Source organism: Ferrovibrio xuzhouensis, from assembly GCF_042648965.1.
In the GTDB taxonomy this organism is placed as follows: domain Bacteria; phylum Pseudomonadota; class Alphaproteobacteria; order Ferrovibrionales; family Ferrovibrionaceae; genus Ferrovibrio; species Ferrovibrio xuzhouensis.
This window is the reverse complement of record NZ_JBHRYJ010000001.1, coordinates 1,896,831-1,921,902: the sequence shown is the minus strand read 5'-3', so window position 1 is coordinate 1,921,902 and position 25,072 is coordinate 1,896,831. Positions and strand designations below refer to the sequence as shown.

Here is a 25,072-nt window from a genome sequence, read left to right as displayed (position 1 = left end):
AATTTTGACGGACGGGATCAGGCGACGCCGATCAGGCGGCCTTGGACTTCTTGGCCGGGGTGCCTTCGATGATGCCCATGATGTCGGACTCCTTCATGATCAGGAGCTCCTGGCCATCGAGCTTCACCTCGGTGCCCGACCACTTGCCGAACAGCACGCGGTCGCCGGCCTTCACATCGAGCGGCTGCACCTTGCCGTTTTCATCGCGGGCGCCGGCGCCGACGGCGACGATCTCGCCCTGCATCGGCTTTTCCTTGGCGCTGTCGGGGATGATGATACCGCCAGCGGTACGCTCTTCCTCAGCGAGGCGCTTCACCACCACGCGGTCATGCAGCGGACGAAACTTCATGCGATCCTCCATTATGTCTGTCGCATAGAGTTGAACCAGAATTCGGGTCAATCCAGCAAAATCAATAAGTTAGCCGGAATTCGCCGGACTGTTAGCACTCCCCCACGGAGAGCGCCAGACACCTAAGCACCCTCCGGCAGAGTGTCAAGGAGGGAGTGCCCGGATTCCGCCATAATTTTTCATGACAGGCCGCGGCCCGGGCCCGGCCGGACCATGACGGCGGCCGGGCCGGCCGCTAGGCTGGCGGCCATCCCGTGCGAGGGGGCGGGCCAAGATGATCACCGTGCATCACCTGAACAATTCGCGGTCCCAGCGCGTGCTGTGGCTGCTGGAGGAGCTTGGCGTCCCCTACGAGGTGGTGCGCTACCAGCGCCGGCCCGACATGCTGGCGCCGCCGGAGCTGAAGAAGGTCCATCCGCTCGGCAAGTCGCCGGTTATTACTGATTCTGGGATCACGGAAGATGGCCGCACCATTGCCGAGACCGGTGCCATCCTCGACTACATCCTCGAGAAACACGGGCAGGGCCGCCTGGTGCCGCCGGCCGGCAGCGACGAGAAGCTGCGGTTTACCTACTGGCTGCATTACGCGGAAGGCTCGGCGATGCCTTTGCTGCTGCTCAAGCTGATCTTCCTGCGCCTGCCGGGCCAGGTGCCGGGCCTGCTGCGGCCGATTGTCGGCATGGTGGCGAAGAAGGTGCAGCAGCGCCTGACCGATCCGCAGCTCGCCACCGCGCTCGCCTTCTGGAACGACGAACTGCAGCAACGCGGCCCGTGGTTCGCCGGCGCCGATTTCAGCGCCGCCGACATCATAATGAGTTTTCCCGTCGAGGCGGCGTCGAGCCGCATCGGCCTTGGCGATCACGCCGCTCTGAAAGACTGGCTGCAGCGCATCCATGCCCGGCCGGCGTATCTCAAGGCGCTGGAGACCGGCGGGCCTTACGAGTTGATGAAGTAACGAGGCCGTCATGGACATCGACCTGCCGTTTGCCAGCCTGATGGGCCTGAAGGTCCTTGAGGTGACGCCCGAGAAGGTGACCGCCGAACTGCCGGTGCGGCCCGAGCTGTGCACCCGGCCGGCCATCCTGCATGGCGGCGCGGTGATGGCATTTGCCGATACGCTCGGCGCCGTCGCCACCATCGCCAATCTCGGCGCGGGCTTCAGCACCACGACGATCGAGAGCAAGACCAACTTCTTCGCCGGCATCCCCGCAGGCGAGACGGCGCATGGCGAATGCACGCCGCTGCACCGCGGCCGCACCACCATGGTCTGGCAGACCCGGATCACCCGTGCCGATGGCAAGCTGGCCGCAATCGTCACCCAGACGCAGCTTGTGCTGGCGCCGCGCTAGGGTTATCGAGGCGGCATGACCCAGCTTCAGCTTGCCGACCTGCCCACCCCCGTCCTGATCCTCGACCGCGCCCGGCTGCTCGCCAATACCGCGCGCATGCGCGACCGCGCGGCGTCGCTCGGCCTGAGCTTACGGCCGCATATGAAGACGGCGAAATCCGCCACGGTCGCCATCCTCGCCCATGCCGGCACGAAAGGCCCGGTCACCGTCTCGACCCTGGTGGAAGCCGCCCATTTCGCCGCCGCCGGTTTCCGCGACATCCTGTACGCCGTGCCGGTGGCGCCGCAGAAGCTCGACCAGGCTGCCGCGATCATGCGCGACACGGCTTGCGACCTGAAACTGATCACCGACAATATCGCCGTGGCCGAGGCCATCGCCGCTGCCGGCCGGCGGCTCGGCGTCCGCTTCCGGACGCTGATCAAGATCGACTGCGGCCTCGGCCGCACCGGCATCGCGCCCGACTCGCCGGATCTGCTGCCGCTCGCCGCCGCTTTATCCGCGCCCGGCGCGGAACTCGCCGGCGTACTGACCCATGCCGGGCATTCCTACCACGCCCACAGCATCGCCGAGATCAAGGCGATTGCCGAAGACGAGCGGCTGGCGGTGGTCACCGCCGCCGGACGGCTGCGCGCCGCCGGTCATGCTTGCGCCATCGTCTCGGTCGGTTCGACGCCGACGGCACTGCATGCCGAATCTTATGCCGGTGTCACCGAGATGCGGCCCGGCAACTACATGTTCTTCGACCTGTTCCAGGCCGGCGTCGGTTCCTGCCGCATGGAAGACATTGCCGTCAGCGTGCTGGCCACCGTGGTCAGCCATCATCCGGGCCGCGGTCACCTGCTGCTCGATGCCGGCGGGCTGGCGCTGTCGAAGGATACCGGCGCCAACGAGCACAGCCCGGGCACCGGCTATGGCCTGGTCTGCCGGCCAGGCGATGCCGTGCCGCTGCCGGACCTCGCCGTGCGCGACGTGCATCAGGAGCATGGCTTGGTCGGCCGCCGCGATGGCGGCGCCGCCGATTTCCTGTCCGCCCATCCGCCGGGCAGCCGCCTGCGCGTGCTGCCCAACCATTCCTGCATGACGGCGGCGATGTACGACCGCTATTACGTCACCGACCCGGCCGTCGCTGGCGGCCTCGCCGTCGTCGCCGAATGGGACCGCGTGAACGGCTGGTGAAAGAATAGGTTGCGCCACGCTCCGGTTCGGGATTGAGTCGGCCGGGGGAACCACGCAGCAGAATGCACGACAGCGCAGACTCCGGGATAACAGGCGCCGATCCGACAGCCGAAACCGCCGCGGCACAGGCCCGCCGCCGCAACCCGGCGATGGCGGGCTTCCGACGCATCCTGCCGATCAACGCGCTGGTCACCCTGATCATCAGCGGCACCACCGGTGCCCTGCTGCTGACCCGGCTGCCGGCGCTGTGGGTCTGGACCTGGCTCGCCCTGCATGCCACCGGTGCGCTCTACATCCTGCTGCGCGGCCTGCAGCCGCCGCGACAGCGCAGCAAAAGCCGCCAGGCGCTGCTGCGCGGCATCGATACCGCCATCGCCGGCCTCGCCGGCCTGGTCTGGGGCGGCGGCGCGCTGTTCCTGCCGCATCTCGATCCCAATCATCAGGTGCTGCTGATCATGGTCACCGGTGGCATGATCGCCGGCAGTTCGGCCACGCTGGCCGTGGTGCCGAGCAATGCCATCGCCTACATGCTGGCCGCCGCGTTGCCCTATGTCGTGACTTTCCTGCTGTCGGGCACCACCTTGGGCTATGCGCTTGGTGCCATGGCGACCGCCTTTACCGCAGCGATGCTGATGACCAACCGCATCGTCTATGGCGTGATCCGGCGCAACCGCCGCCTGCGTGACGAGAATCTCGCCCTCTATGCCCGCATCCGCGGTGCCCAGGACGAACTGCTCGACATCGCCGAGAGCAGCGAGGCCTTTGCCTTTTTCGACGACGACGGCGGGCTGCTGCTGTGGAACCAGCGCTTTCCCGCCCTGCTCGGCCTCGACATGGCTGCCCTGCACCAGGGCGTCGCCCTGGCACCGCTGCTCGAGCGCGCCGGCCTGCCGGCCGACCTGACCGAGCGGCTGGAAGCCGCCGTCGCCGGCGCGCCGCGGCCGGTGCAGGAACTGGCCAACGGGCACTGGGTGCGCGCCAGCCTGCGCCGCACCGCCCAGGGCGACCGTGCCCTGGTGCTGGTCGACGTCACCGAACAGCAGACCGCCAGCGCCCGGCTGCGCGACCAGAACGAGCGGCTGGCCGAGCTGTTCCGCGAGGTCTCGGAAGCCCGCGATGCCGCGCTGCGCGCCAGCCAGGCGAAATCGACCTTCCTCGCCAACATGAGCCACGAGCTGCGCACGCCGCTGAATGCCATCATCGGCTTTTCCGACATCATGCAGCAGAAACTGTTCGGCGCCGCCTCGCCGCGCTACGACGAATACCTGCATGACATCCACGGCAGCGCCCTGCATCTGCTCGGCATCATCAACGACATCCTCGACCTTGCCCGCATCGAGGCCAACCAGATCGTGCTGACCGAGGAAGCGGTCTGCATTGCCGACGAGGCGGCGACCTGCATCCGGCTGGCCGACCTGCAGAGCGGACATGGCGCGTCGATGGTGCTGACCGCCCTGCCCGACGACCTGCCTGACCTGCGCGCCGATGCCCGGCTGGTGCGGCAGATCCTGCTCAACCTGCTCGGCAATGCGCTGAAATTCTCGCCGCCGGGCGCGCCGGTCGAGATCGGCGGCCGCCGCGCGGATACCGGCGAGATCGAGATCTGGGTGCGCGACCACGGCATCGGCATCGCCGCCGCCGACCAGGCCCGCATCTTCGAGCCGTTTGAGCAGGCCGACAGCCAGCACAGCCGCAAGTTCGGCGGCGTCGGCCTCGGCCTGTCGCTGGTGCGCGCCTTCGTTGCCGCCCATCAGGGCCAGGTCGCCATCGACAGCCGGCCCGGCCATGGCACCCGCATCAGCGCGGTGTTCCCCGCCGCGCGCACCATCGCCGCGGCCCGCCCGGCGCCGCCTGCGGTCTAGCCGACGGTACTGCCGGGGCGGGCATGGCGACGTGGAAAATCGCGCGGACGGTCTGATCCGCCGGCTTATCCACAGAAATCCTGTATTATCCGAAGGTCAGCATTGCGCCGGATGGCGGTTTTCCGGTTCAGTGGCGTGGGGAAGTCGCTGCACCGTATGTCCGTCACCGATCAGAATTCCGCCGCCACCGGCCGCAGGGCTGCGCCGTCCGAGCTTGTGCTGGACGCGGCGCGGCCGCCGTTTCCCAGCGGCTTCCGCCAGATCCTGCTGATCAACGCCATCGCCACCCTGTTCTGCGCCAGCGTGATCTGCCTGCTGCTGTGGCGCCAGACCATGGCGGACTGGATCGCCGGCTGGTGGCTGCTGCACCTGCTGGCCACCAGCCTGATCCTGATCGACTGGTACAGCCGCCGGCCACGGGCGGATGCACCGCAGCCCGATACGCCGCCCGTCGATCCGGCGGCGCCGCGGCCGCGCTGGCGCGCCGTCACCGATGTGGCGCTGGCCGCCTTCTGCGGCCTGGTCTGGGGCATCTCGGCCACGGCGATGCCGCAGCTCGACGATACTGCCCGCATGCTGCTGGTGGCGGTGGCCGCCGGCATGATCGGCGGCTCGGCGGCGGCGCTCGCCCTGATGCCGCTGGCCGGTGCCGCCTTCATTCTCGGCATCGCCCTGCCGTTCGCCGCGTATTTCCTGACCATGGACACGCTGATCGGCTATGGCCTGGCCGGCCTGACCATCGGCTATGTCGGCGCCATGGTCGCCGCCAACCATGTCGTCAACGGCATCGTGGTGCGCAACAAGCGGCTGCACCGCGAGAATATCGCCCTGTACGACCGCATCGGCGCGGCGCGCAGCGAATTGCTCGACATCGCCGAGAGCAGCGAGGCCTTCGCCTTCTTCGACGGCGCCGGCCGGCTGCTGGTGTGGAACCGCCGCTTTCCCGCCCTGCTCGGCATCGACGCCCCGAGCCTGCGGCCGGGCACCGCGCTGCCGCCCCTGCTCAGCGACGCCGGCCTGCCGGTCGGGCTGCTGAAGCGGCTGGAGAGCGCGGCGCCGGACAGCCTGCCGGTGCTGAAACTGGCGAACGGCCACTGGGTGCGCGCCGGCCTGCGCCGCAGCGGGCAGGGCGACCGCGTGGTGGTGCTGGTCGACATCACCGAGCAGCAGGCGGTCGCGGCGGCCCTGCGCGACCAGAACGAACGGCTGGCCGAGCTGTTCCGCGAGGTGTCGGAGGCGCGCGATGTCGCGCTGCGCGCCAACCATGCGAAATCCGGCTTTCTCGCCAACATGAGCCACGAGATGCGCACGCCGCTCAATGCCATTATCGGCTTCTCCGACATCATCCGGCACCAGATGTTCGGCGAGCAGTCGCCGAAATACCGCGACTATGCCGAAGACATCCATGGCAGCGGCCAGCATCTGCTCGGCATTCTCGACGACATTCTCGACCTGGCCCGCATCGAGGCCAGCCGGATCGTGCTCGACGAACAGCCGGTGCAGCTGGCCGGCGAGATCGCCACCTGCGCCCGGCTGGCCGGCCAGCAGTTCGGCCGCGGCGCCGGCAGCATCATCCCGCAGCTGCCCGACCGGCTGCCGCCGCTGCACGCCGATGCCCGGCTGGTGCGCCAGATCCTGATCAACCTGATCGGCAGCGCGCTGAAATTCTCGCCGCCCGGCCTGCCGGTCGAGGTCGGTGCGCAACGCAACACCGAGGGCGAGATCGAACTGTGGGTGCGCGACCACGGCATCGGTTTCGCGCCGGCCGACCAGGCGCGCATCTTCGAGCCCTTCGAGCAGCTCGAGCTGCAGCGCAGCCGCCGCTTCGGCGGCCTCGGTCTCGGCCTGTCGCTGGTGCGTGCCTTCGTCGCCGCCCATCAGGGCCGCGTCGCCATCGACAGCCAGCCCGGCCGCGGCACCCGCATCACGGCGGTTTTCCCGGCCGCGCGCACGCTGCCCCCGTCTGAATCAGGCGTCTGACCGCAGCGCCTACCAGAAAAACCCGAGCTGGTGCAGGAAGGCGTCGGCGGCCGACTGCCAGAGTTCCGGATGGTCGAGCAGGCGGTGGCCATCCTCGCCATCGAGCGGCGGGAACAGGTAGAGCTGCACCTCGCCGCCGCCGGCGGCATAGCCGTCCTGCCAGCGGCGGATCGCCGCCGCGCTGTAGTAGCTGTCGTTCTCGGCATAGAGCCACAGCGACGGCATGGCGGCACCGACCATGCCGGCCTGCACGAAGGCATCGCGGTTGAAGTCGCTGCCGCCGGCCGTATCGAGCGGGATGCCACCGGGATCGCCGATCCAGCCGCCGGCAAAGTTGATGCTGCCGACCACGCCGGCGGGCTGGCGGCCGGCATAGGCGACGCTGAGCAGGCCGCCGCGCGACTGGCCGGCGACCAGGATGCGGCGGCCGTCGATGCCGGCGGCGGTGCGCATGAAGCCGACCGCCGCATCGAGATCGTCGAGCGCGTGCCGGAGGCCCTCGGCCAGCCGCAGCGGATTGCGGTCGTAGCCTTCGACATACTCGCCTTCCGAGGCGCCGCGGCCGCGCCGCATCGGCACCAGGAAGGCGAAGCCGCGGTCGAGGAAATAGCGCGCCTGCATCTCGTAGCGCAGCGCCTGCTGCGGCGAGACTGCGCCGGGCCCGGTCGAACCGTGGCTGAACACCGCCAGCGGCGCCGGCGCACCGTCGGCCCGCGCCGGCGGCCGGTACAGCGTCGCGACAAGGTTGCTCGGCCGGCCGAGCGCGGCATTGAACACATGGGACGGGATCAGCAGCGTCTCGCCGCTGAGCGGCCGGTAGCGCGGCAGCGCGGCGAGCCGGGCCGCCAGCGACGCCGGCTCAATCGCCTGCAGACGGGCGCGGTCGCTCAGCGTGCCGCGCCGGTAGCTGCCGGCCAGCCGGCCCGCGCCGTCGGGACGGTAGCGGATGGTGACGGCATTCGAGCGGAAGACCAGCGTACCATCGGTATCGACGCGGCCCTGCAGGCGCATCCACTGACGCCGGATGGTGCCGTCGGGCGCATCGCCGAGGCCATAGACCGCCTGCACCGCGCCATCGGCGCCGACCCGTTCGACCGCCAGCAGATGCGGCAGTGCGGCGCCCCAGCGGCCGAGCCAGCAGCCGGCATAGCAGGCCAGCCCCTCGGGCAGCCCGTCCGGCAGCGGCGCAAACGACAGGTCCTCGGGCAACGGGATGCTCATGGCGTCCGCTGCGGTCAGGCCGCCATGCGCTGCGCAGCCTGGGCGCGCGACAGCCGCCGGCCGAGCCAGCGCAGGTCGGCGGCATCCCACAGCGCATGGAAGTCGACCAGAATGCGCTGGATCACGGCCTCGACAAAGAAGGCGCGGTCGGCGGCGCTCACCCCGTGATGCAGGCCGCGCGCCATGTCGAGCACCGCTTCCGCCATGTCGAGATGGCTGTCGGGCAGGCGGCAGCGCTGCCACAGCGCGGCCAGCCCGAGCTTGCCGGGGTCGTGGATCAGCCGCTGGGCATTGGCGAGCGGTATCCGCGCCATCTGCGCCAGCGCATGTTCGACGAAGTCGAGGTCGCCGCCGGCCAGCGCGCGCAGCAGCAGCCCGGCATCGAGCTGCCCCTGCGCCTGCAGGTCGGCGACCAGGTCGGCCAGTGCCGCCGGCGCGGCGCCCTCGCCGAGCATGCCGAGCAGCACGCGTTCGCGCACCTGCATCATCATCTCGGCCGCCTGCGCCGGCGGGATGCGGTAGCGTTCGATCAGGGTCTCGCGCAGCGCCGCCGAAACCTGGCCGATCAGGCGGGCGGCGAATTTCGGCGGCAGGCCGGGGCGATGCGCCACCGCCTCGCCGACCGCGCGGCTGTCGGGAAACCGGTCGAGCGCCCGGGCGACCAGCGGCAGGCCGACGCTGGCGCCGGCATTGCCCATCAGCACCGCCACGGCCGGCTCGGCCGCCTGTTCGACCAGCGCCTCGGCAAGATCGACCGAGACCCGGCGGCGGCCGGCGATCGCACAGTGATGGCGCGGCGACACGCTCTGCAGCAGTTCGATCAGGTCGGCATCGCCGAGCACCGGCGAGAACTGCAGGATCGGCACCGCCACCTCGGCGACATCGCGCGCCAGGCGCTGCGCGGTAGCATGGGGCAGGTCGGGGTTGTCGTACAGATGCTCGGCCAGCGCCCGGCGCACCGCCACTTCGGCATCACGGGCCAGCGCCGCGATGATCGCCTGCGCCAGCGCACGTTCGGACTCGCTGAGGCCGACGCCGCCATAGGCCTGCGCCACTTTCACAGCCGTGGCGGCACGCGCCGCCGGCGAAGGGTCCGCCAGCAGTGTCTCGACATCTTTGTTGGAAAGAAATGCGCCACCCGCCACCGATGAGCCCCGATCTCCTGGTTGCCGGTCGAATGTCGGGCGCGGACGTTAAGCAGCCGTCAGGCAATTGTCACGCGCAGAGTTTGGTAAACGCGACATCGTTTGTGCAGGGCACACTTTTGTATGTCGGCGAATGGCCCCCTGTCCTCGTGGTGCGTGGGCGCACCGTGAGTCGCTGCGCAAAATACCCGCGTTTTCGCTTCTTCCGCGCGGTGGCGGGAAAAATACCACTGTTGCGTCAGACCGTAGGCTTACATACGAAAATCCCCTGACGCGCACGTCAGCAGGTGGTTTGGCCGGCCGGACAGACCCGCGTCGCGCCCGATGGCGGCACCACCACGGTGCTGCCCGGCCCCGGCGGATTGACGATGACGGTTTTCTCGTCGCTGCCGCCGCAGGCGGCCAGCATCAGCGGCATCGCCAGCACGGCAAGCACAACAGGGATTTTCGACCGGGATCGGACAGGCATGGCGTCACCTCCTCGTTCTGGCAGATATCTGCCTCTGCACCCGAGATGGCGGCCACACCGCGACGCCGCAAGCGCCGTCGCGTTTATGTCATGGATGTCGGCGTGAAGTCACAGCCGGCAAAAATCATCGCCTACGCCATCCCGCGGCGGCTCAGCGCATCCTCGATGGCGTCCCAGATTTCGGCTTCCAGCTTCACGCCGTCGAAGCGGTTGATCTGCTGGAGTCCCGTGGGAGACGTGACGTTGATCTCGGTGAGATAGTCGCCGATCACGTCGATGCCGACGAAGATCAGCCCCTCGCGCTTCAGGTGCGGGCCGATGATCTCGCAGATTTCACGCTCGCGTTGCGTCAGGCCGATCTTTTCCGGCCGGCCGCCGACATGCATGTTGGAACGCGCCTCGCCGGCCGCCGGCACGCGGTTGACCGCGCCGGCCGGGCGGCCGTCGATCAGGATGATGCGCTTGTCGCCTTCGCGCACCGCCGGCAGATACTGCTGCACGATCACCGGCTCGCGCGCCACCTTGGTGAACATCTCGAGCAGCGAGCCGAGATTCTCGTCGTCCGGCTTGAGGTGGAACACGCCGGCGCCGCCGTTGCCGAACAAGGGCTTGAGGATGATGTCCCGGTGCTCGGCGCGGAAGGCCTTGATCGCCTCCATGTCGGACGAGATCAGGGTCGGCGGCATCACGCCGTCGAAATGGGTGACATAGAGTTTTTCCGGCGCGTTGCGCACGGCGACCGGGTTGTTCACCACCAGGGTCTTCGGATGGATATGCTGCAGGATATGCGTCGCCGTGATGTAGGCCATGTCGAACGGCGGGTCCTGGCGCATCAGCACCACGTCCATCTCGGCGAGATCGACGAATTCCGGCGCGCCCAGCGTGAAGTGGTTGCCGCGTTCGGCGCGCAGCTGCATGGCACGGCCGCGCGCCAGCACCTGGCCGTCACGGAAACTGAGGTCGCGGGCGAGGTAGTGGAACAGCGAATAGCCGCGCCGCTCGGCCTCGAGGCCGAGCACGAAGGTGCTGTCGCCATCGAAGTCGATGCTTTCGATGGGGTCCATCTGGATCGCCACCTTGAGGGCCATGGCCTAGTCCTTCCGCGAGAGGGTCAGTTCAACTGCCGGCGAATGTGGCGCAGGAAGGCTTCCGCCTCAAGGCTCGCCGCCTCATCGCCGGCCAGCATCAGATAGCGCTCGGTGGCGGCGATCGCCGCCCCGATCCGCCCGATGCGGCCCTCGACCACGCCGAGCTCGCGCCAGGCCGGGGCGAAATTCGGCGCCACCAGCAGCATGCGACGCAGGATTTCCGCCGCGCGCTCGACGTCGCCGGCGCGCCAGGCGCGGCCCTTGATGTTGTTCTGCTGGCGCAGCAGCACCTCGCGCACCGAAATCGGCCGCACATGCTCGGGCATCAGGTCCCCGCCGGCGCCGCTGCGGCGCAGCAGGGCGGCCATTTCCGGCGGCGCGGCGATGCGGCCGTGATGGAAGGGATCGAGCACCAGGGTGCCGTCCTCGCCGTCGAGGCGGATCAGGAAATGGCCGGGGAAATCGAGACCGCAGACCGGCCAGGACTGCGCGCGGGCGGCATGGATATAAAGCACGCCGAGGCTGACCGGCAGGCCCATGCGGCGGTCAATGACGCGCACGAGGTCGGCATTCTGCGGGTCGTCGTAGCTCTCGGTGTCGCCGTGGTAACCGAATTCCGCCGACAGCACGCCGGCCAGCGCGATGGCACGCGGCGCCACCTCCGGCCCGGCATCCATGCGCGCCAGCGCGCCGGACATGTCGTTGAGGTGCTGGCGGTAGGGCGCCAGGTTGATGCCGGGATGGTCGAGGGCGGCGAGCAGCAGGGCCGCCTCGGCGATGTCGAAACCGTCATCGGGCGCGGCACCCAGCGCCCGCAGTGCGGTCTCGATCGCCGCGCGTTCGGTCATGCAGCCTGTTCCGCCATTGCAATCACACCGGCTTGCGGCGCGGGTCGGTCTTCAGCCAGACATGGCTGATCACCTTCTTCACGCCCTTGATGGTGCGCGCATAATCGGTCACCCGGGTCAGTTCGTCCTCGCTCTGCGCCAGGCCGATCAGGTAGACGATGCCGTTCACCGTGTCGATGTTATAGTTGATGTCGACGATCTTCTCGTCGGTGGCGATCTTGAAGCGCAGCTGGCTGCTGATCCAGGTGTCGGAGGCGGAATCGAGCAGGCTGTCATTGGCATCGACCTGCAGCTCGTTGATCACCTCGTTGATGCGGTCCGATGCCGCCCAGGCCAGACGCGTCGCCTCGTCGCGCGAGAATTCGGTGCCGACCACGCCGGTCAGCAGCACCCGGCCCTCGTAGACGGTGACCGTCACCTTGCGGATCAGATACTGGTAGTGTTTGACATACTGGTCGTCGATCAGCAGCTGGATGCCCTTGTCATTGCCGGCATTCTTGATGCCGCGTTCCTCGGCGGCGGCCACGCCGCCGGCGGCGGCCCCGCCGACGGCGACACCGATGCAGCCGCTCAGCAGCGGCGCAGCGGCCGCCAGCAGCAACAGAACGGCCAGGCTGGCCCGAGAAGGCGCATGAAGGGAAAGCGCAGGGAGGGAAAACGCGCGGAAGGAAAACCGGCGGAAGAAAAACTGGCGCACGCGGAACGTCCTCTTTCTGGTCTCTGACGACATCGGCATCGGCAATCCACCCGTCCCGGCCGGCCGCTCAGCCCGCCGGCCCCTCATCGCTGGGCCGCCAGGCATCGGCGACATGGCGCGGCCAGCGGCCGGGCGCGAGCAGCAGCGCGTCGAAGCGCAGCGAAAGCCGCGCCGCGTCGGGCTGCCCGGCCAAGAATACCGCAGCGGCGCGCATGATGCGATGGCGCTGCCGCGTGCCGATGGCGTCCGCCGCCAGATCGATCCGGTCACGCCATTTCACTTCGATGACGGCGAGAATGCGGCCGCGCCGGGCCAGGATGTCGATTTCGCCGAGCGGATGGCGCCAGTTGCGCGCCAGGATGCGATAGCCCTTCAGCCGCAGCCACAGGCCGGCCAGCGCCTCGCCGCGCCGGCCACGCCTGTGCCGTGCGGCCCGCGCAGGGTTTGGCCGTGCCGGATCACGGCCCGCCGCCATGCCCCTCCCCATCGCGCAACTGCAGGGCGCGGGCATAGACCTGTTTGCGCGGCAGGCCGAGTTCGGCCGCCACCGCATCGACCGCCTGGCGCAAAGGACCTTGCCGCATGGCCGCGGCCAGCGCGGCGTCGAGGTCGGCTTCACTGGCGGCTTCCTCCGCCGGCGGACCGACCACCAGGGTAACCTCGCCCTTCGGCGGCCCGGCGGCGGCATAATGCGCCGCCAGCTCGGCGAGGCTGCCGCGGCGGACTTCCTCGAATTTCTTGGTCAGCTCGCGGGTCACGGCGGCTTCGCGGCCGCCGCCGAATACCTCGGCCATGGCGGCCAGGCTGTCAGGCAGGCGCTGGGCGCTTTCCAGCAGCACCAGGGTTGCCTGCACCGGCTTCAGCTCGGCCAGCCATTTGCCGCGCGCCACGGCTTTCGGCGGCGGAAAGCCGGCGAACAGGAACCGGTCACTCGGCAGGCCGGACACGCTGAGGCCCGCCAGCACCGCCGAAGCGCCCGGCAGGGCGGTGATGGCAACACCCGCGGCGATGCAGTCGCGCACCAGCTTGTAGCCCGGATCGTTGACCAGCGGCGTGCCGGCGTCGGACACCAGCGCCACCACGGCGCCGCCGGCCAGTTTCTGCAGCAGCTGGGGCCGCACTTTCGCCGCATTATGCTCATGATATGGAAACAGCGGCGTGGCGATGCCGTAGCGTTTCAGGAACGGGCCGGTCACCCGGCTGTCCTCGCAGCAGACAAGATCGGCCCGGCGCAGCAGGGCCAGCGCCCGCAGCGTGATGTCGGCAGCGTTGCCGATGGGGGTCGCCACCAGATATAAGCCGGGGGTGAAATGTGCCGCGTCCGCCTCCGGCGGGCTGGGTTCGGGCGGCGGCTGGATCGGGTCTGTCATGGTCATCGGAAAAAGCAGCGTCGCGTACCTTAGAATGGGGCTTTCCGCCCTGTCTATGCCCACCCTGTCTATACGTAGGGCCATCATTGTCCTGGCCCTGCCGCTGGCGCTGGCCGGCTGCGAGAGCGGCAGCACCGCCCAGGGCGGCCTGCCCGGCCTGCTCGACCGCGTGGTCACCGGCGCACCGCAGCGGGTGACTCCCGGCGTGGCACCGCCCGGCAGCCCGGCCGCCCGGCCCGAGGGTGTCCCCCAGGCCAATATCCCGCCCGCCAATATCCCAACTGGCGCGCCGCCGCCGCGCCCGGCCCTGCCATCGAATGCCATCGAGACCGAATCGCTGCCCGGCCTGCGGCTGACGCCGCCGACCGGCGCCGACGTGATCCGCATCGGCTTCCTGGCACCGCTCAGCGGCCCGAGCGCACCGCTCGGCCGCGCCCTGTTCGAGGCGGCGCAGCTCGCGCTGTTCGATCTCAACGACGATCACCTGGCGCTGCTGCCGCGCGACACCGCCGGCACCCCGGAGCAGACCGCGACGGCAACCCGCGAACTGCTCGCCTCGGGCGCGCAGATCATCATCGGGCCGCTGTTCTCGGCCGATACCGCGGCGGCCGCGCCGCTGGCCCGCGAACGCGACGTGCGCGTGCTGAGCTTCTCGACCGATCGCAGCGTCGCCGGCGGCGGCACCTATCTGCTCGGCTTCATGCCCGAGCAGCAGGTGGCGCGCGCCATCGGTTTCGCCCGCAGCCGCGGCATGAGCCGCTTCGCCCTGCTGGCACCCGATACGCCCTATGGCGATGCCATCGCCGCCGCCACCGAGAGCGCCGTGGCGCAGAGCGGCGGCCGGCTGATGAAGGCGGAACGCTATCCGAGCGACAGCAGCGCCGATCTCACCCCGATTGCGCGGCGCTTTGCCGCCGGCCTGCGGGCCCTGCCGCCGCGCGGCCCCGACGAGACCATGGCCGCCGGCATCGACCCGGCGCTCAGCCGCCCGGTCGACGCGCTGCTGATCCCCGAGGGCGGCTCGCGCCTGCGCGCACTGGCGCCGCTGCTGCCCTTCTTTGACATCGATCCGCGCGCGGTGAAATTCATCGGCACCGGCCTGTGGGACGATGCCAGCCTCGGCAGCGAGCCCGCCCTGCTCGGCGGCTGGTATGCCGGCCCGGCACAGGACGGCTTCGAGGCCTTCCGCAAGCGTTTCGAACAGGCCTTCAGCCATCGGCCGCCGCGACTGGCCAGCCTGGCCTATGATGCGACGGCGCTGGTCGGCATTCTCGCCCAGCGCGGTGGCGCGGCTGCCTTCAGCGATGCCGTGCTGACCAGCCCCGACGGCTTTGCCGGCTATGACGGGATTTTCCGCTTCCGCGCCGACGGCACGGTGGAGCGCGGCCTGGCCATCCTGGAAGTGCAGCGCCGCGGCAGCCGGGTGATCGATCCGGCGCCGGCCAGTTTCCTGCCGGCCGCCGGTGCCGCTGCGGCCGGCCAGCCGGCCCCGGCCACCAACTAAACACTGCCGGTTACTGGGAAATTAGTGCCGCCGGGCCGGCCGGCATGGTACGGAAAAGCGATTGTATGCACTACTTCTGCGGGCTTTTGAAACGCAGATTTTTCTAGTAGTGTTGCCGCAATCCCCTTGCCGGCAGGCGGTCCCGGAGGACCAAGCAGTGAGTGAAGCGACCATGGCCGATCAGGAACGTATCGATTTCTCGCGGGTGAGTTTTCTGATCGTCGAACCCAACCGCATGATGGGCCAGATGGTGCGTGACGTGCTGATGATGCTGGAGGCGCAGTATATCGACCGCGCCCGCGACCTCGCCAGCGCCGTCAACATCCTGCGGCTCGGCCGCATCGACGTGCTGATCACCGAATGGGCGCTCGGCACCGACGGCAACACCACCGGCATGGACATCGTGCACTGGGTGCGCAACGACGCCGGCTCGCCCAACCGCATGATGCCGATCCTGATGATGACGGCGAATTCCGAACAGGAATATGTCTGCCGCGCGCGCGACTGCGGCGTTTCCGAATTCGTCGCCAAGCCCTATACCGTGCAGTCCTTCTACACCCGGCTGGTCACCGCCATCGCGCGGCCGCGCCAGTTCGTGCGCATCGACGACTACTTCGGTCCCGACCGCCGGCGCCGCCGCGATGCCGCCTATCAGGGCCCCGAGCGGCGCGACGCCGCGGTCGCCCGCTAGCGGAAGGCGCCAGGCAGGCCCGTATCATGGCGAAAAAGGCAGTCTTCGTTCCGCCGCCGCAGGATCTGCGCCGCAAGGCGGTGAACTTCAAGAAGGGCTTCGCGCTCAAGCTGGCGCCCGAGGAACTGCGCCGGCTGGAAGCGGTGGTCGAGAAGGCCACCGACGATTTCACCCGCGAGGTCGCCGACAAGCTGCGCCAGCTGCGCACCGCCATCGCCGCGGCGGCCGAGGGCAGCGGCGATGCGGCAGCCGCCATCCAGTCGATCCGCGCCCTGTCGCTCGACATCAAGGGCATGGGCGGCATGTTCAAGTATCCGCTGCTCACCGCCTATGCCAAGTCGCTGAACGATTTCGTGGTGATGATGAGGACGCCGAATCCTGTCCAGCTCGACATCATCGCCGCCCAGATCGACGCGCTCTATGTGGTGATGGCCAACCGCATCACCGGCGTCGGCGGCCGGATCGAGCGCGACCTGCTGGAAGCGCTGAACATCGCCACCGAGAAATACGGCCCGGAATACTGAGGCTGCCGGCCTCTATAGCATCTTCCACAGCGGCAGGCCGACCAGCGCGGCGAAGGCGCACAGCCCGAGGGCAACGAGGCGGAATTGCCGGTCGCTCGCCCGCGCGAACAGCCGGCTGCCGAACCGCAGAAACAGCAGATAGGCCGGCACCAGCGGCAGCGACCCGACCAGGCCTTCCGCCGTCAGCAGCCCGCCGCCCCAGTAGGAAATCCCGGAGGCAACCGCCGTGAAGCCGAAGAAGGCGATCAGGTTGGCCCGCACCGTGACGGCACCGCCCTGGCCGCCGAGCCACAGCAGCACCACCGGCGGGCCCGGCAGCGCGGCGGCGCCGGCGGTCAGCCCGGCCAGCGCGCCGGTGCCCAGCGTCGCCGGCAGGCCGAGCCGGCCGAGGTAGCGCCAGCCCGAAGCCATCACCGCCACGGCGACCAGGATCACCAGGCAGATCGCCCAGCGCATCAGGTCGGCATCGACCAGCACCAGCAGGGCGACACCGACCGGCACCGCCAGCACGGCGCCGGCGGCCAGCGGCAGCACTTCGCGCCAGACGCACTGCCGCAGCGCGGCGGGCAGCATGGTCAGCGCAGCGATGTCATCGGCGACGAACAGCCAGACGGCAGCCAGTCTCGGTTCATAGAGCAGGCTGGCGATCGGCATGAACACCATGCCGCTGCCAAAGCCGGAAAAACCGCGCACCAGACCGGCCAGCGCCGCGGCGCCGACAACGACCCAGTAACGCGGATCGGCGAAAAGGCCGAGCAGCGCCTCAGCCAACGAGCAGGACGAGGCCGGCTGCCGCCACGCCGGCACCGGCGACGCGGGTCAGCACCGGCAGGGCGGCGCGCTGCGCCAGCCGCGCCAGCGCAATGCCGCCGGCATGCAGCAGGGCGGTCGCCGCCACCATGCCGGCGCCGAAGCTGAGCGCCGCCGCGGTCTCCGGCATCTCGGCGCCATGGGCATGGCCGTGGAACAGCGCGGCCGCGGTGGTGAACAGCATGGCGACCCACAGCGGCGGCCGGAACGAGAAGGCGACGACGAGACCGAGCGCCAGCACCGAAACGGCGATGCCGAGCTCGACGCCGGGCAGCGCGAGGCCGAGATAGCCGCCGAGGAAACCCAGCGCCATCGGCAGCACGAAGCTGAGCGGCAGCAGCCACAGCGCGCGGGTGTTACCCTTCGCGGCGAGCTGGATCGCCCACAGGCCGACCGCCACCATCGCCAGCATGTGGTCGAGGCCGCCGAAGGGATGGCTGAAGCCGGTGCCGAAACCGGCGCCGGAATCGACGCCGACATGGGCAAAGGCGGGCGCCGCCAGCAATGCCAGAACAGCGGACAGGGCCGGAATCCGGCCGGACTTCACAAACTTGCCGAACTTCACAAACTTGCTGGGGAACATGGCAAACCCTCTCTACGCTGCGTGATGATGTCAGCCCACCTGCCTGCATTTGTGCCGAACACGGCGGCATTTGGCAAGCCAAGCCGACCGGCAGGCTTGCCGGTTTGACAAGCCAGTTTGGCCGGCTTACGGTCCGCCGCGATGGTTCGCCCCGTCTGTTACACGTCGTGTCATGGCCGGGGCGATGAAAAGGGAACGCGGTGCGGAGCATGAGGACCTCATTCTCCAAGGCCGCGGCAGCCCCCGCTACGGTAGGCGGCGAGCGACGCGCAGCAGGCCACTGGATTTTCCGCCGGGTTTCCGGCCGGCGATCCGGGAAGGTGCGCGATCCGCGACGACCCGCAAGCCCGGAGACCTGCCATCAGTACAGTCGGAGCGGGACCATCGGACGGGGTGTGCCGGTGTCTGGTCGTCAGCAACTGCGGCAACCGCCGTGGCCGCCGGCGGCATTCCGTGACGGCGCAGGCAACCACAGGCGCTGACCCATGACCCTCTCGCAGAACACCCCGGTCCGCAAAATTCCCGCCACCGTGATCACCGGCTTTCTCGGCGCCGGCAAGACCACGCTGATCCGCCACCTGCTGGGCAACGCCAGGGGCCGCCGGCTGGCGCTGATCGTCAACGAATTCGGCGAGGTCGGCATCGACGGCGAGCTGCTGAAGGCCTGCGGCAGCCCCGACTGCACGGATGACGACATCGTCGAGCTGGCCAACGGCTGCCTGTGCTGCACGGTCGCCGACGATTTCCTGCCGACTTTGCAGAAGCTGCTCGACCGCGCCGATCCGCCCGACCATATTGTCATCGAGACCTCCGGCCTCGCGCTGCCCAAGCCGCTGGTGCAGGCCTTTGCCTGGCCCGGCATCAGGAACCGCACCACGGTGGACGGCGTGATCGCCGTGGTCGACGGCGCCGCCGTCGCCGAAGGGCGCTTTGCCGATGACGAGGCGGCGCTGGCCGCCCAGCGCGCCGCCGATCCCAATCTCGACCATGACAATCCGCTGGAGGAACTGTTCGAGGACCAGCTCGCCTGCGCCGACCTCGTCCTGCTGAACAAGGCCGATCTGCTCGATGATGCCGCCACCCTCCGCGTGCAGACCGATGTCGCCGCGCATCTGCGGCCCGGCGTCAAGACCATGCTGCTGCAGCATGGCGCCATCGATGCTGCCGTGCTGCTCGGCCTGCAGGCCGCCGCCGAGGACGACATCGCCGCCCGCCGCTCGCATCATGACAGCGAGGATGGCGAACACGACCATGACGATTTTGCCAGTTTCGCGGTCAGCCTGCCCGAGCAGGCCGATCCCCAGGCCCTGCTCAATCGGCTGGCGCCGGTGATCGCCCAGCATGATATCCTCCGCGTGAAGGGCTTTGCGGCGGTGGCCGGCAAGACCATGCGGCTGGTGCTGCAGGGCGTCGGCGCACGGCTGAGCCATTATTACGACCGCGACTGGCAGCCCGGCGAAAACCGCGGCACGCGGCTGGTGGTAATCGGCCGGGCCGGCCTCGACGAGGCGGCGATCCGCGCCGCCCTCGCTGCCTGACCGGCAGCGCGACGGACGGCAACGCGGCAAACGGGGGACAAAGCGGGTGCATCTGCTCAAGGCCATACCGGGCGGCACGGCAACGGCGGACGGCGCCGTCGACCTGAAGCAGTCGCCCGGCGATATCGTGGTCCTGAGTGCCGCCGACAGTGAGCTGGCCTGCCTGAGCACCGCCTGCGCCGCACTACCGGCGGATTTCCCGACCGTGCGGCTCGCCAACCTGCTGCAGCTCGGCCATCCCTATTCGGTCGATCTCTATGTCGACAGCGTGATCGCGCAGGCCAGGCTGGTGATCGTCCGCCTGCTCGGCGGCCAGAGCTACTGGCCCTATGGCGTCGAGCGGCTCAGCGACATCTGCCGCAGCAGGGGCATCCGGCTCGCCTTCCTGCCCGGCGACCGCCAGCCCGATCCCGGCCTCGACGGCTATTCGACGGTCGATGACGACGCCAGCGCCGCCCTGTTCAGCTATTTCCGCGAAGGCGGGCTGGCCAACCTGACCGAGGCGCTGAAATTCGCCGCCACGCTGATCGGCCACGACTGCGCAGTGGCGCCGGCGCGGCCGCTGCCGCCGGCCGGCATCTACTGGCCGGGCCAGGCCAACCCCGATCTTGAGCACATGCGGCTGCTGTGGGGCCAGCCGCGCCCTGTCGCCGCCATCGTCTTCTACCGCGCGCAGATGCAGGCCGGCGATGTCGCGCCGGTGGCGGCGCTGGCCGCGGCGCTGACCGAAGCCGGCCTCAACCCGCTGCCGGTCTTCGTCACCAGCCTGAAGGACCGGCTGTCGGCCGACATCGTCGCCAGCCTGCTCGACCTCGCGCCGCCCGACGTGATCCTCAATGCGACCAGCTTTGCCGTCGGTTCGCCGGCGCAGGACGGCACGCGCAGCGAGACCGACGATCCGCTCGGGCAATGCGACTGTCCGGTGCTGCAGGTGGTCTTCGCCAGCAATCCGCGGGAACAGTGGCAGGACGGCAGCCGCGGCCTGTCGGCGCGCGATCTCGCCATCAGCGTCGCCCTGCCGGAGATCGATGGCCGCATCATGACCCGCGCCGTCGCCTTCAAGGCCGAGGCCGAATTCGACGCCCGCACCGAATGCAGCATCGTGCGTCTGGCCGCCGATCCGGGCCGCGCGCGCTTCGTCGCCCAGCTCGCCGCCCGCTGGTCCAACCTCGCCCGCAAGGCACCAGGCGAACGCCGTGTCGGCCTGGTGCTGGCCAATTATCCGAACCGTGACGGCCGCATCGGCAACGGCGTCGGGCTGGATACGCCGGAAAGCGCCGTGCGCATCCTGCGTGCCATGAAGGATGCCGGCTACGACCTGAACGCCATCCCGGTCAGCGGCAATCGCCTGATCGAGGCTTTGCAGGCCGGCGTCACCAACGACCTTGCCGCCAGCGCGCTGCGCCAGGTGCGCGCGCTCTACCCGATCGACGCCTACCGCGAGGCTTTCGCCCGGCTGCCGGCCGCTGTGCAGCAGGCGGTGACCGGGCGCTGGGGCGACCCCGCGCAGGATCCGCAGCTGCGGCGCGGCGACGACGACGGTCAACCGGCCGGCTTCGCCCTGCCGGTGCTGCTGCTCGGTCATGTCGCAGTGCTGATCCAGCCGGCACGCGGCTATAACATCGACCCGGTGCGCAGCTACCACGATCCCGACCTGTTACCGCCGCATCACTATTTCGCCGCCTATTTCTGGCTGCGCGACCGCTTCCGCGCCGATGCGGTGATCCATTGCGGCAAGCACGGCAATCTCGAATGGCTGCCGGGCAAGGCGCTGGCGTTGTCGGAAGCCTGCATCCCGGAAGCGGTGCTCGGGCCGCTGCCGCAGCTTTATCCCTTCATCGTCAACGATCCAGGCGAAGGTACCCAGGCCAAGCGCCGCACCGCCGCGGTCATCCTCGATCACCTGACGCCGCCGCTGACCCGCGCCGAGATCTACGGCGATCTCGCCGCGCTGGAACAGCTGGTCGACGAATATTACGAGGCCGCCGGCCTCGACCGCCGCCGCCTGCCGCTGCTGACCGACCGCATCCTGGCCGAGGCGCGGCGCATCGGCCTCGATGCCGATTGCGACATCCGCATCGACGAGGCCGCCGACAGTGCCCTGCTGAAACTCGACAACCATCTCTGCGACCTCAAGGAACTGCAGATCCGCGACGGCCTGCATGTCTACGGCCGCACGCCGCAGGGCGAGCCGCTGATCGACCTGCTGGTGGCGCTGGTGCGGCTGCCGCGCGGGTCTGGCAAGGATGGCGATGCCTCGCTGCTGCGCGCGCTGGCCGCCGATCTCGGGCTGCAGTTCGATCCGCTCGATGTCGATTTCGCCCGCGACTGGCGCGGCGCCCGGCCGGCCGTGCTGCTCGACATGAGCAAGGCAGCCTGGCGCAGCCGCGGCGATACCGTCGAGCGGCTGGAACTGCTGGCCAAGCAGCTGGTCGGCGACCGCCGCCTGCCCGACGAGGACTGGCTGCAGACCCGCGCCGTGCTGGATACCATCGACGACCGCCTGCGGCCGGCCGTGCTGGCCTGCGGCCCGAACGAGATGGAAAACCTGCTGCGCGGACTCGACGGCCGCTTCGTGCCACCCGGCCCGAGCGGCGCGCCGACCCGCGGCCGGCCGGAAGTGCTGCCGACCGGGCGCAATTTCTATTCGCTGGATGCGCGCGCCCTGCCGACGCCGGCGGCCTGGACGCTCGGCTGGCGCTCCGCCGATGCCCTGCTGCAGCGCCACCGCCAGGACCACGGCGAATGGCCGCGCGCCATCCTGCTGAATGCCTGGGGCACCGCCAACATGCGCACCGGCGGCGACGACATCGCCCAGGCGCTCGCCCTGATCGGCGCGCGGCCGACCTGGGAAGGCGCATCCGGCCGCGTCACCGGCTTCGAGATCGTGCCGATCGACCTGCTCGACCGCCCGCGCATCGATGTGACCCTGAAGGTGAGCGGCTTTTTCCGCGATGCCTTCCCCGCCCAGGTGGCACTGTTCGATGCGGCAAGCCGCGCCGTACAGGCACTGGACGAGCCCGACCACCTCAATCCGCTCGCCGCCCATGCCCGCGCCGAGGCCGACCGGCTCACCGCCGGCGGCGTGCCGGCCGAAGCCGCAAAGCGCAGCGCCGGCTATCGCGTGTTCGGTGCCAAGCCGGGCGCCTATGGCGCCGGCCTGCAGGCGCTGGTCGACGAGGGCGGCTGGGAACACAGCGACGATTTCGCCCGCGCCTATATCGCCTGGGGCGGCTATGCCTATGGCGCCGACAGCGAGGGCCAGGCCGATTACGCCGGCTTCACCCGCCGGCTCGCCAGCATCGACACCGTGGTGCAGAACCAGGACAACCGCGAGCACGACCTGCTCGATTCGGACGACTATTACCAGTTCGAGGGCGGTGCGGTCGCCGCCGTGCGCCATGCCGCGGGCAAGGCGCCGGTGGCCTATCACAACGACCATTCGCGGCCGGAGAATCCGCGCATCCGCCGGCTCGAGGAAGAGATCGCCCGCGTCGTGCGCGGCCGCGCCGCCAATCCGAAGTGGATCAGCGGCGTCAAGCGCCATGGCTACAAGGGCGCCTTCGAGATCGCCGCCACGGTGGATTACCTGTTCGCCTTCGCCGCCACCACCGGCCTGGTGCGCGACCACCAGTTCGACCAGATCTACGATGCCTATCTCGGCGATGCCGAGACCCGCGCCTTCATCGAAACCAACAACCCCGCCGCCGCCCGCGAGATCGCCGCCCGCTTCCGCGAGGCGATCGCCCGCAACCTGTGGCGGCCGCGCGCCAATACCGCCGCCGAATTGCTCGACAGGATGACCGCCGCATGAAGATCAAAGAGCCCGGCCTGACGGAAGCCGAGATCAACGCCCGCGCCAACGAAAAGGCGAAGAAGCGCAAGGAAGTGCGCGACCGCATGCTGGCGACCAAGACCATCGAGAAGGGCCTGCTCATGGTCCATACCGGCAAGGGCAAGGGCAAGTCGACCGCCGCCTTCGGCCTGGTGACGCGGGCCATCGGCAACGGCTTTCGCGTCGGCATCGTGCAGTTCGTCAAGGGCAAGTGGCAGACCGGCGAACGCGTGGTGCTGGAGCATTTCCCCGACCAGGTGACGATCAAGGCGATGGGCGAGGGCTTCACCTGGGATACCCAGGATCGCGCCCGCGACATCGCCGCGGCGCAGGCCGCCTGGGCCGAGGCGAAACGCATGATCGAGGCGAGCCGCGGCGAGACGCCCCAGTATGACCTGCTGGTGTTCGACGAACTCAACATCGTGCTGCGCTACGACTATCTCGACCTCGCCGAGGTGGTCGAGACGCTGAAAGCCCGCCCGTCGCAACTGCATATCGTCGTCACCGGCCGCAACGCCAAGCCCGAACTGATCGAGGCCGCCGACCTGGTGACCGAAATGACCGAGATCAAGCATCCCTTCCAGGCCGGCGTGAAGGCCCAGAAGGGTATCGAATTCTGAGAGGCCCGCGATGAACAGGACCCATCACGATCCCGCCGCTGTCGGCGCCCCCGTCGGCGGTTACACGCATGGCTGCGAAATCGCCGAAGGCCGACGCATTCTGTTCATCAGCGGCCAGATCCCCGAGACGGCAGACGGCAGCGTCGCCGCCGATCTCGAGGGGCAGGCGCACCAGGTCTGGCGCAATATCGCGGCGGTGCTGGCCGCTGCCGGCATGTCGCTGGACAATCTGGTCAAGGTAACAACCTTCCTGACCGATCGCGGACAGGTGCCGGCCAACCGCAAGGTGCGCAACGAGGTGCTGGGCGACCGCAAGGTCGCACTGACCGTGATGGTGGCAACAACGCTGGAAGCGAAGTGGCTGCTGGAAATTGAAGCGATAGCGATGGATTGATGCCGATGTTCCAGAAACCAGACTTCCAGAAAACCGGCGTCATGCTCTGCGGCCATGGCAGCCGCGATGCCCGCGCGGTCGCCGAATTCACCGCACTGGCCACGCATCTGAAAAACCGCCTGCCGCAGTATGACGTCGATTTCGGTTTCCTCGAATTCGCCACGCCGATCATCCGCGACGGCCTCGATGCCCTGCGCGCCAAGGGCAACACGCGGATTCTGGCTTTGCCCGGCATGCTGTTCGCCGCCGGCCACGCCAAGAACGACATCCCGAGCGTGCTGAACCGCTACCAGGCCGAACACCCGGGGGTGACGATTTCCTATGGCCGCGACCTCGGCATCGACCTGAAGATGCTGCGCGCCGCCGGTGATCGCGTCCAGGCAGCGCTGGATGCCGCCGGCGACGACGTGCCGCGCCACGAGACGGCGCTGGTGGTGGTCGGCCGCGGCACCTCCGATCCCGACGCCAATTCCAACATTTCGAAGGTGATGCGCCTGCTGTGGGAGGGTTTCGGCTTCGGCTGGGCCGAGACCGCCTATTCCGGCGTCACCTTCCCGCTGGTGCAGCCGGCGCTGGAGCATGTGGCCAAGCTCGGCTACCGCCGCGTCATCGTGTTTCCCTATTTCCTGTTCACCGGCATCCTGGTCGAACGCATCTACGACTACACCGACCGCGTCGCCGCCGCCCATCCCGGGATCGACTTCGTCAAGGCCGGCTATCTCAACGACCATCCGCTGGTGCTGGAGGTCTTCGAGGACCGCCTGCGCGAGATCCTCGACGGCAGCAACAACATGAACTGCCAGATGTGCAAATACCGCGCCCAGGTGCTCGGCTTCGAGGACGAGGTCGGCCTGGCGCAAGCCAGCCATCATCACCATGTGGAAGGCATCGGCACCGGTCACGGGCATGATCACGGGCATGGCCATGATCATGGCCACAGCCACGACCACGGCCATCACCCCTATCCCCATGCCGACCATCCGCTCGGCCCCAAGACGCTGGCGGAATAGGGCCCGGAC

General features: G+C 69.1%; 24 protein-coding genes and 1 riboswitch. Of the genes, 13 read left to right on the top strand and 11 right to left on the bottom strand.

Going from position 1 to position 25,072, the window contains the following annotated elements:
* Positions 1-31: 31 nt before the first annotated feature.
* The gene (gene groES, locus ACFOOQ_RS09560) at positions 32-349 is read right to left on the bottom strand and encodes a co-chaperone GroES (RefSeq protein ID WP_379725022.1); all 318 of its coding nucleotides are present in this window, start codon (positions 347-349) and stop codon (positions 32-34) included.
* A 274-nt stretch (positions 350-623) separates the two neighbouring features.
* On the opposite strand from groES, the gene ACFOOQ_RS09555 reads away from it, so the two are divergent.
* The 5 genes from ACFOOQ_RS09555 (at position 624) to ACFOOQ_RS09535 (ending at position 6,716) form a co-directional block, all read left to right on the top strand.
* Positions 624-1,304: a glutathione S-transferase family protein gene (locus ACFOOQ_RS09555; protein ID WP_379725019.1), complete on the top strand. Its 681-nt coding sequence runs from the start codon at positions 624-626 to the stop codon at positions 1,302-1,304.
* Positions 1,305-1,314: 10 nt separating this feature from the next.
* Positions 1,315-1,698 (top strand): PaaI family thioesterase, encoded by a 384-nt coding sequence (locus tag ACFOOQ_RS09550; protein WP_379725016.1) that lies wholly within the window; start codon positions 1,315-1,317, stop codon positions 1,696-1,698.
* Positions 1,699-1,713: 15 nt separating this feature from the next.
* Positions 1,714-2,874 carry an alanine racemase gene (locus tag ACFOOQ_RS09545; RefSeq protein ID WP_379725013.1) on the top strand — a complete coding sequence of 387 codons (1,161 nt, stop codon included), beginning with the start codon at positions 1,714-1,716 and terminating at the stop codon, positions 2,872-2,874.
* 62 nt (positions 2,875-2,936) lie between these two features.
* Positions 2,937-4,736 carry a sensor histidine kinase gene (locus ACFOOQ_RS09540; RefSeq protein ID WP_379725010.1) on the top strand — a complete coding sequence of 600 codons (1,800 nt, stop codon included), beginning with the start codon at positions 2,937-2,939 and terminating at the stop codon, positions 4,734-4,736.
* Between the two features lie 156 nt (positions 4,737-4,892).
* Entirely contained in the window at positions 4,893-6,716 is a 1,824-nt protein-coding gene (locus tag ACFOOQ_RS09535) for a sensor histidine kinase (RefSeq protein ID WP_379725007.1), read from the top strand.
* Between the two features lie 9 nt (positions 6,717-6,725).
* Here ACFOOQ_RS09535 and ACFOOQ_RS09530 read toward each other — a convergent pair whose 3' ends face one another.
* The 8 genes from ACFOOQ_RS09530 to rsmI form a co-directional block, all read right to left on the bottom strand.
* Positions 6,726-7,937: a dienelactone hydrolase family protein gene (locus ACFOOQ_RS09530; protein WP_379725004.1), complete on the bottom strand. Its 1,212-nt coding sequence runs from the start codon at positions 7,935-7,937 to the stop codon at positions 6,726-6,728.
* A gap of 14 nt (positions 7,938-7,951) precedes the next feature.
* Positions 7,952-9,082, bottom strand: a complete 1,131-nt coding sequence (locus ACFOOQ_RS09525) for a DUF2336 domain-containing protein (protein WP_379725001.1) — start codon at positions 9,080-9,082, stop codon at positions 7,952-7,954.
* Between the two features lie 280 nt (positions 9,083-9,362).
* Complete coding sequence (locus tag ACFOOQ_RS09520) at positions 9,363-9,551, bottom strand: hypothetical protein (RefSeq protein ID WP_379724998.1); 189 nt, start codon at positions 9,549-9,551, stop codon at positions 9,363-9,365.
* 131 nt (positions 9,552-9,682) lie between these two features.
* On the bottom strand, positions 9,683-10,639 hold the full coding sequence (gene gshB, locus ACFOOQ_RS09515) for a glutathione synthase (protein WP_379724995.1): 957 nt from the start codon (positions 10,637-10,639) through the stop codon (positions 9,683-9,685).
* A 23-nt stretch (positions 10,640-10,662) separates the two neighbouring features.
* Positions 10,663-11,487 (bottom strand): SirB1 family protein, encoded by an 825-nt coding sequence (locus ACFOOQ_RS09510; protein ID WP_379724992.1) that lies wholly within the window; start codon positions 11,485-11,487, stop codon positions 10,663-10,665.
* Between the two features lie 22 nt (positions 11,488-11,509).
* Entirely contained in the window at positions 11,510-12,184 is a 675-nt protein-coding gene (locus ACFOOQ_RS09505) for a BON domain-containing protein (RefSeq protein ID WP_379724989.1), read from the bottom strand.
* Positions 12,185-12,251: 67 nt separating this feature from the next.
* Positions 12,252-12,659, bottom strand: a complete 408-nt coding sequence (locus ACFOOQ_RS09500) for a YraN family protein (RefSeq protein WP_379724986.1) — start codon at positions 12,657-12,659, stop codon at positions 12,252-12,254.
* Entirely contained in the window at positions 12,643-13,560 is a 918-nt protein-coding gene (gene rsmI, locus ACFOOQ_RS09495; protein WP_379724983.1) for a 16S rRNA (cytidine(1402)-2'-O)-methyltransferase, read from the bottom strand. The genes ACFOOQ_RS09500 and rsmI overlap by 17 nt, the downstream gene beginning before the upstream one ends.
* 49 nt (positions 13,561-13,609) lie before the next feature.
* Between rsmI and ACFOOQ_RS09490 the strand changes: the two genes are divergently transcribed.
* From ACFOOQ_RS09490 to ACFOOQ_RS09480, 3 genes are all read left to right on the top strand, one after another.
* A complete protein-coding gene (locus ACFOOQ_RS09490; RefSeq protein ID WP_379724980.1) occupies positions 13,610-15,058 on the top strand; it encodes a penicillin-binding protein activator in 1,449 nt (482 codons plus the stop codon).
* A gap of 157 nt (positions 15,059-15,215) precedes the next feature.
* Positions 15,216-15,749 carry a response regulator gene (locus ACFOOQ_RS09485; RefSeq protein ID WP_379724977.1) on the top strand — a complete coding sequence of 178 codons (534 nt, stop codon included), beginning with the start codon at positions 15,216-15,218 and terminating at the stop codon, positions 15,747-15,749.
* 26 nt (positions 15,750-15,775) lie between these two features.
* Positions 15,776-16,273, top strand: coding sequence for a transcriptional regulator (locus ACFOOQ_RS09480; protein WP_379724974.1), 498 nt, complete (start codon positions 15,776-15,778; stop codon positions 16,271-16,273).
* Positions 16,274-16,285: 12 nt separating this feature from the next.
* On the opposite strand, the gene ACFOOQ_RS09475 is transcribed toward ACFOOQ_RS09480, so the two are convergent.
* Both ACFOOQ_RS09475 and ACFOOQ_RS09470 read right to left on the bottom strand, forming a co-directional pair.
* Complete coding sequence (locus ACFOOQ_RS09475; RefSeq protein WP_379724971.1) at positions 16,286-17,044, bottom strand: sulfite exporter TauE/SafE family protein; 759 nt, start codon at positions 17,042-17,044, stop codon at positions 16,286-16,288.
* On the bottom strand, positions 17,037-17,666 hold the full coding sequence (locus tag ACFOOQ_RS09470; RefSeq protein ID WP_379724968.1) for a HupE/UreJ family protein: 630 nt from the start codon (positions 17,664-17,666) through the stop codon (positions 17,037-17,039). The genes ACFOOQ_RS09475 and ACFOOQ_RS09470 overlap by 8 nt, the downstream gene beginning before the upstream one ends.
* Before the next feature lie 125 nt (positions 17,667-17,791).
* A riboswitch (cobalamin riboswitch) is annotated at positions 17,792-18,043 on the top strand.
* A gap of 108 nt (positions 18,044-18,151) precedes the next feature.
* Between ACFOOQ_RS09470 and cobW the strand changes: the two genes are divergently transcribed.
* From cobW to ACFOOQ_RS09445, 5 genes are read left to right on the top strand one after another with little or no spacing between them, the layout of a single operon-like run.
* The gene (gene cobW, locus ACFOOQ_RS09465) at positions 18,152-19,204 is read left to right on the top strand and encodes a cobalamin biosynthesis protein CobW (RefSeq protein WP_379724965.1); all 1,053 of its coding nucleotides are present in this window, start codon (positions 18,152-18,154) and stop codon (positions 19,202-19,204) included.
* A 46-nt stretch (positions 19,205-19,250) separates the two neighbouring features.
* Positions 19,251-23,018, top strand: coding sequence for a cobaltochelatase subunit CobN (cobN, locus tag ACFOOQ_RS09460; protein ID WP_379724962.1), 3,768 nt, complete (start codon positions 19,251-19,253; stop codon positions 23,016-23,018).
* Positions 23,015-23,659 (top strand): cob(I)yrinic acid a,c-diamide adenosyltransferase, encoded by a 645-nt coding sequence (gene cobO, locus ACFOOQ_RS09455; RefSeq protein ID WP_379724959.1) that lies wholly within the window; start codon positions 23,015-23,017, stop codon positions 23,657-23,659. The genes cobN and cobO overlap by 4 nt, the downstream gene beginning before the upstream one ends.
* Before the next feature lie 10 nt (positions 23,660-23,669).
* On the top strand, positions 23,670-24,053 hold the full coding sequence (locus tag ACFOOQ_RS09450) for a RidA family protein (RefSeq protein ID WP_379724956.1): 384 nt from the start codon (positions 23,670-23,672) through the stop codon (positions 24,051-24,053).
* Between the two features lie 5 nt (positions 24,054-24,058).
* A complete protein-coding gene (locus ACFOOQ_RS09445) occupies positions 24,059-25,063 on the top strand; it encodes a sirohydrochlorin chelatase (protein ID WP_379724953.1) in 1,005 nt (334 codons plus the stop codon).
* The last annotated feature ends 9 nt before the right edge of the window (positions 25,064-25,072 follow it).

Excerpts from the sequence above, each read along its gene's own strand:
- groES (WP_379725022.1), bottom strand. The coding sequence starts at position 349 with ATGAAGTTTCGTCCGCTGCATGACCGCGTGGTGGTGAAGCGCCTCGCT.
- ACFOOQ_RS09555 (WP_379725019.1), top strand. The coding sequence starts at position 624 with ATGATCACCGTGCATCACCTGAACAATTCGCGGTCCCAGCGCGTGCTG.
- ACFOOQ_RS09550 (WP_379725016.1), top strand. The coding sequence starts at position 1,315 with ATGGACATCGACCTGCCGTTTGCCAGCCTGATGGGCCTGAAGGTCCTT.
- ACFOOQ_RS09545 (WP_379725013.1), top strand. The coding sequence starts at position 1,714 with ATGACCCAGCTTCAGCTTGCCGACCTGCCCACCCCCGTCCTGATCCTC.
- ACFOOQ_RS09540 (WP_379725010.1), top strand. The coding sequence starts at position 2,937 with ATGCACGACAGCGCAGACTCCGGGATAACAGGCGCCGATCCGACAGCC.
- ACFOOQ_RS09535 (WP_379725007.1), top strand. The coding sequence starts at position 4,893 with ATGTCCGTCACCGATCAGAATTCCGCCGCCACCGGCCGCAGGGCTGCG.
- ACFOOQ_RS09530 (WP_379725004.1), bottom strand. The coding sequence starts at position 7,937 with ATGAGCATCCCGTTGCCCGAGGACCTGTCGTTTGCGCCGCTGCCGGAC.
- ACFOOQ_RS09520 (WP_379724998.1), bottom strand. The coding sequence starts at position 9,551 with ATGCCTGTCCGATCCCGGTCGAAAATCCCTGTTGTGCTTGCCGTGCTG.
- gshB (WP_379724995.1), bottom strand. The coding sequence starts at position 10,639 with ATGGCCCTCAAGGTGGCGATCCAGATGGACCCCATCGAAAGCATCGAC.
- ACFOOQ_RS09510 (WP_379724992.1), bottom strand. The coding sequence starts at position 11,487 with ATGACCGAACGCGCGGCGATCGAGACCGCACTGCGGGCGCTGGGTGCC.
- ACFOOQ_RS09500 (WP_379724986.1), bottom strand. The coding sequence starts at position 12,659 with ATGGCGGCGGGCCGTGATCCGGCACGGCCAAACCCTGCGCGGGCCGCA.
- rsmI (WP_379724983.1), bottom strand. The coding sequence starts at position 13,560 with ATGACCATGACAGACCCGATCCAGCCGCCGCCCGAACCCAGCCCGCCG.
- ACFOOQ_RS09490 (WP_379724980.1), top strand. The coding sequence starts at position 13,610 with ATGCCCACCCTGTCTATACGTAGGGCCATCATTGTCCTGGCCCTGCCG.
- ACFOOQ_RS09480 (WP_379724974.1), top strand. The coding sequence starts at position 15,776 with ATGGCGAAAAAGGCAGTCTTCGTTCCGCCGCCGCAGGATCTGCGCCGC.
- ACFOOQ_RS09470 (WP_379724968.1), bottom strand. The coding sequence starts at position 17,666 with ATGTTCCCCAGCAAGTTTGTGAAGTTCGGCAAGTTTGTGAAGTCCGGC.
- cobW (WP_379724965.1), top strand. The coding sequence starts at position 18,152 with ATGACCCTCTCGCAGAACACCCCGGTCCGCAAAATTCCCGCCACCGTG.
- cobO (WP_379724959.1), top strand. The coding sequence starts at position 23,015 with ATGAAGATCAAAGAGCCCGGCCTGACGGAAGCCGAGATCAACGCCCGC.
- ACFOOQ_RS09450 (WP_379724956.1), top strand. The coding sequence starts at position 23,670 with ATGAACAGGACCCATCACGATCCCGCCGCTGTCGGCGCCCCCGTCGGC.
- ACFOOQ_RS09445 (WP_379724953.1), top strand. The coding sequence starts at position 24,059 with ATGTTCCAGAAACCAGACTTCCAGAAAACCGGCGTCATGCTCTGCGGC.